The following is a 3,549-nucleotide window of genomic DNA, read 5'->3' as shown; positions in this document are numbered from 1 at the left end:
CTCGCCCTTCGCCTGGTAGGCGGCCATCTCGTCACGAACGGCGAGCAGCCGCGGCACGTCCGCGGGTACAATCCGGAAAGCATAGATCATGGTGTCGCTCGTCACTTCACCCGCCAGCGACAGCAATTCGCCGGGATCGTCCAGATCGGCCAGCACAAACGCCTGCTCGCGTTTCTCCGCGCCGACCGCCACGGTGACGCGCAGCGTCACGCGGCGCGGGCGCAGGCCCTGCGGCAGCCGCACCGCAATGCGCAGCGCCGCCGGATCTGTTGCCGACAGATCGGTGCGCGCGAGCTTGACCATCGAGGTGACCGGAACGGAGCTGCAGGCGGCCAGGGCGCCGAGCGCCATGGCGGCGGCAACGAATTTGAACGAGGCGGGGAAGCGCATGACGCTCATCCTATCTTGACGATGATAAATTATCGTTTTACGATAATTTCATCTCGAAGTAGATGATGGAGCTTCCCGATGCAAGCACGAACATCCGCCGGCGCCGCGCTTGGATCGGCTGATCCAGCCGCCGCCAGACTCGTACGACTGTCACGGGCGATGGGATGGGTGACCACGATTGGAATCGTGCTGATCGGCGCGCTGGTCGGCGCCGCGTTCGTGGTGCCGAGCTGGGCACGCAATCTGCTGCTGGCGAAGCTCGGCGAAGTTGGCAATCAGTTGCCGCTCGACGCCGGCAATCAGGCGCTGGCGGCGATCATCATCGCCGTGCCGATTGCTGTGATGCTGTGGGGGCTGTTGAACGTGCGAGCGCTGTTCGCCGAGTTCGCCCGCGGCCAGGTCTTCACCGCCACAGCCGCAACCCACCTGCAGCGCTTCGGCATCGCGGTGCTGGCGCAGGGCGCGCTCGGCCCGATCACCGCAACTGCGTTGGCGCTCGCGCTGTCGCTCGGCAACCCGCCCGGGCAGCGGCTGCTGGTGCTGACCTTCTCGAGCAACGATTACGTCTCGGTGATCGTCGGTGGCGTACTGATCGCAGTCGCGGCGGTGATGCGCGAGGCGGCACGGCTTGCCGATGAAAACGCGAGCTTCGTCTAGTCGATGGCGATCGTGGTCAATCTCGACGTGATGCTGGCGCGGCGCAAGATGCGTTCGAAGGAACTCGCCGAGCGCATCGGCATCACCGAGCAGAACGTCTCGCTTCTGAAGTCAGGCAAGGTGAAGGGCATTCGCTTCGAGACGCTGGAGCGGATCTGCGCCGCGCTCGACTGCCAGCCCGGCGACATCCTCGAATACGTCGCCGACGAATAGAAAAAGCCGGCATCCGCTGAGCGCGGACGCCGGCTTTCGGAATGTTCGACGCTGCGCCACTGGCGTTGCAGGCGCAGAACGTCCAATCAGGCCGTGACGGCCTGCGACGTGCGCGTTTGCTCGTGCGGCCGCCAGTCTTCGGCCGCATCATCCCAGTAATGCGCGTCGTCGAAGCGCTTCCAGTGCGCGTTCTGCGCCACGACCTCACGGCCGCCGATGATCAAGGCCACCAGACCGATCAGGCCGACCAGCCCGTAGATCGCTGCGATCAATGCAACAATGGTCAAGGCTCTTTCCTCACTGTTTGCGATGAGCACCCGTTAGGCTCGACGGCGGGTGCGCCCGTCTTGAACGCGAGACTCGGCTCGTAGAACTCAGTTAGCCCAGGCGAACCAGCCGCTACGCTTCGCAGGCTGCTTCGCCGGCACCACCGGAGCCGGCGGCTGCGGTTGGGCACGCTGGGTCGCCTTTCGCCACAGATCGTCAACGACGAGATACGCTATCAACGCAGGGCCGACGGCGCACGTCAGGAACAACACGAGCGATCCGACAGAATCCAAAAACACGTCACACCTCCTGCTTTCGTCGAAGGCAAAACTAGGGAAAGTACCGCTACCCGCATTGCGCCGGATCAATTTTGCGGTGGCGGCGAGGGAACCAAGAACCGATTAGTTCCATGTAGTTAGCTGTTTCTTAAGCGGGATTTTGCGGCCCCGGATGACGCAGAAACGCTGTAGTTCACTGTGTTGTGAATTGGAGCGGTCGAGTTGCACTGCAACGAGCGCGCGAGCCACTGAGGTTTGCACCATGAGCAGAGCGACAACAGGTCGCGCCCTTGCGGAGCCGTCAAGCCGGCTTCAGACGGTAGTGGCTGACGCCCCATTCGTCGCCGTCGGCGTAGCCGAACAGGCCCGAGGTGGCGAGGAAGAACCAGCGCCAACGCTGCATCCACAACGCGGTGTCGTCGCCGTACACCGGCCGCAGAATGGTTTCGATCTCGCCCCGGTGCTGGTCGAAATTGATCAGCCAGTCGTCCGCCGTGCGCTGGTAGTGACGGCCGCTCCAGCGCCATTGCTCGTCGATCTTGAACAGATCGGCATACTGCTGGATCAGCCGATGGCTCGGCATCACTCCGCCGGCGAAGAAATGCCGTGCGATCCAGTCGGCACGGTCGGCGCTGTCGAACAAGTAAGCACCGCGGCGGTGGCTGAAGACGTGCATGAAGAACGACCCGTCCGGCTTCAGCCAGCCCCGGATCCAGCCCATCAGCTTGCGCCAGTTCATCATGTGCTCGAACATCTCGACCGAAACCACCCGGTCGAACTTCTCGTGCGGCTCGAACACGTTCATGTCGCTGGTCACGACGCGCAGATTCATCAGCCGCCGCGCCGCGGTCTCGCGTTCGATGTACTCGCGCTGCGACACCGAGTTCGACACCGACACGATCCGCGCATGGGGAAACTGCTCGGCCATCGCCAGCGACAGCGAGCCCCAGCCGCAGCCGAGTTCGAGAATCGACTGGCCGTCACGCAGGTCGGCGTGCTCGATCGTCAGCCGCAACGCCTCCGCCTCGGCCTGCGCCAAGTCGGTTTCGTCATCGCGGTAGAAACACGACGAGTATTTGCGGTGCGGCCCGAGCACCTTGCCGAAGAACGTCGCCGGCACCTCGGAGTGCCGAGCATTGGCCGCATCGGTATGCTCGGTGACCGCGCGTGCGGCCATCGCCTGCGCGAGCGCGGCGTCGGTCGCCGGATTGCCGCGCGACATCTTCGCGGCGGTTCGCGCGCACAGCGCCCGGATTCCGAGGCGGATCACCGCATCCGGCAGCGGCACCCGCTCGGCGATGTCGATCAGCGAGGCGAGCGCGTTCATGATGCGCCGGAGCGCCGCGGTGGCAGCGGAAAGAACATCGAGGTTCGGGCCTGGTAGTCACGGTAGCGGTCGCCGCGCGATTTCAGCATCTGCTCCTCGAGCGGCGGAATGCCGGTGACGTACACCAGGATCCAGTACATGAACAGCGGTGCCAGCAGCGCCGCGTAGCCCCAGAGGTACGACAGCGGCTCGGCGAACGGAATCGCGATCACCGGATAGGCCAGCCAGCCGAACCACTGGAAGAAGTAGTTCGGATGCCGCGACCACCGCCACAAGCCGGCGTCGCAGACCTTGCCCTTGTTGGCCGGATCTTCGCGGAACGCCTTGAGCTGGGAATCGGCCAGCCCTTCGCCGGCGATCCCCACGATCAGGATCAGCGCGCCGACATAGTCCTGCAGCCGCAGGCTGCCGGCCGGG

Annotated in this window: 5 protein-coding genes and 1 pseudogene; 2 read left to right on the top strand and 4 right to left on the bottom strand. The window is 64.6% G+C overall.

Going from position 1 to position 3,549, the window contains the following annotated elements; translation table 11 throughout:
- Positions 1-351: pseudogene (locus tag DU475_RS23360) on the bottom strand (hypothetical protein); the annotation flags it as partial.
- Between the two features lie 117 nt (positions 352-468).
- On the opposite strand from DU475_RS23360, the gene DU475_RS23355 reads away from it, so the two are divergent.
- Together DU475_RS23355 and DU475_RS23350 are read left to right on the top strand one after the other, a co-directional pair.
- The gene (locus tag DU475_RS23355) at positions 469-1,047 is read left to right on the top strand and encodes a DUF2975 domain-containing protein (protein WP_013500876.1); all 579 of its coding nucleotides are present in this window, start codon (positions 469-471) and stop codon (positions 1,045-1,047) included.
- A gap of 3 nt (positions 1,048-1,050) precedes the next feature.
- Positions 1,051-1,260: a helix-turn-helix domain-containing protein gene (locus DU475_RS23350; protein ID WP_013500875.1), complete on the top strand. Its 210-nt coding sequence runs from the start codon at positions 1,051-1,053 to the stop codon at positions 1,258-1,260.
- An 86-nt stretch (positions 1,261-1,346) separates the two neighbouring features.
- Here DU475_RS23350 and DU475_RS23345 read toward each other — a convergent pair whose 3' ends face one another.
- The 3 genes from DU475_RS23345 to DU475_RS23330 all read right to left on the bottom strand — a co-directional run.
- A complete protein-coding gene (locus DU475_RS23345; protein WP_013500874.1) occupies positions 1,347-1,547 on the bottom strand; it encodes a hypothetical protein in 201 nt (66 codons plus the stop codon).
- Between the two features lie 559 nt (positions 1,548-2,106).
- The gene (locus tag DU475_RS23335; RefSeq protein WP_164633464.1) at positions 2,107-3,132 is read right to left on the bottom strand and encodes an SAM-dependent methyltransferase; all 1,026 of its coding nucleotides are present in this window, start codon (positions 3,130-3,132) and stop codon (positions 2,107-2,109) included.
- A partial coding sequence (locus DU475_RS23330; RefSeq protein ID WP_164633463.1) for a DUF1295 domain-containing protein occupies positions 3,129-3,549 on the bottom strand: 421 nt, incomplete at its 5' end. The genes DU475_RS23335 and DU475_RS23330, both read right to left, overlap by 4 nt.

The sequence above is a fragment of the Rhodopseudomonas sp. WA056 genome (genome assembly GCF_010906995.1).
Taxonomy (GTDB): domain Bacteria; phylum Pseudomonadota; class Alphaproteobacteria; order Rhizobiales; family Xanthobacteraceae; genus Rhodopseudomonas; species Rhodopseudomonas palustris_G.
Note: the sequence above shows the minus strand (reverse complement) of the source record. Positions and strands in the feature narration are given on the sequence as shown.

What these genes read in the sequence shown, in the direction of transcription:
- DU475_RS23355 (WP_013500876.1), top strand. Translation starts at nt 469, where the DNA reads ATGCAAGCACGAACATCCGCCGGCGCCGCGCTTGGATCGGCTGATCCA.
- DU475_RS23350 (WP_013500875.1), top strand. Translation starts at nt 1,051, where the DNA reads ATGGCGATCGTGGTCAATCTCGACGTGATGCTGGCGCGGCGCAAGATG.
- DU475_RS23335 (WP_164633464.1), bottom strand. Translation starts at nt 3,132, where the DNA reads ATGAACGCGCTCGCCTCGCTGATCGACATCGCCGAGCGGGTGCCGCTG.